The following is a 574-nucleotide window of genomic DNA, read 5'->3' as shown; positions in this document are numbered from 1 at the left end:
ACTCTAAACAGTCCTCTTTGTCAGGTAGAAAGACCTCGTTGACACTCTCTCTGCTGACCATGCTGGGGAAGGCTACGAACTCCAGTCATGAAAAAGTATTCACCGCTACAGATGAGCGCTCTTCCAATTCAACTGGGTACAGTCGGTGTAGCTTGATTCGGGCATCGTCGGTCGTGAACTGCCAGTCGATGAGTCGGTCAGCTGCATTGCGATGCTGTTGCCACGCAGCGACCTCCGCACGGAGGGTCGCTGCGTGATAGATGCGGTGGTCAAGACACTGGCGTTTGAGGACGCCCAGCTCGATCTCGGCCATATTCAACCAACTCCCCTTCTTGGGGACGTAGTGGAATTCGAACCGATCAAGGTACGCTTGGGCTTCATCTGGCGGAAAGAACTGATAGAAGCCAGCGGGATTGTGCGTGTTGAGCTGATCAACCACCACCCGGATGCGGACTGCATCCGGGTAGTGGACATCCGCAAGTTCGACCATCCTGTCGATCCACTCGGTGGTTCGTCTCCTTTCGGTGATTTCGACGTTCACCCACCCAGTCAACGGTTCCGTGGCGAGGTGGAT

General features: G+C 55.2%; 1 protein-coding gene. It reads right to left on the bottom strand.

The features are described 5' to 3' along the window. Positions 1-85: 85 nt before the first annotated feature. A partial coding sequence (locus ACR3FF_RS27340; RefSeq protein ID WP_458191246.1) for a transposase occupies positions 86-574 on the bottom strand: 489 nt, incomplete at its 5' end.

The sequence above is a fragment of the Haladaptatus ordinarius genome (genome assembly GCF_054177595.1).
This window is presented reverse-complemented; position numbering and strand designations above follow the sequence as displayed.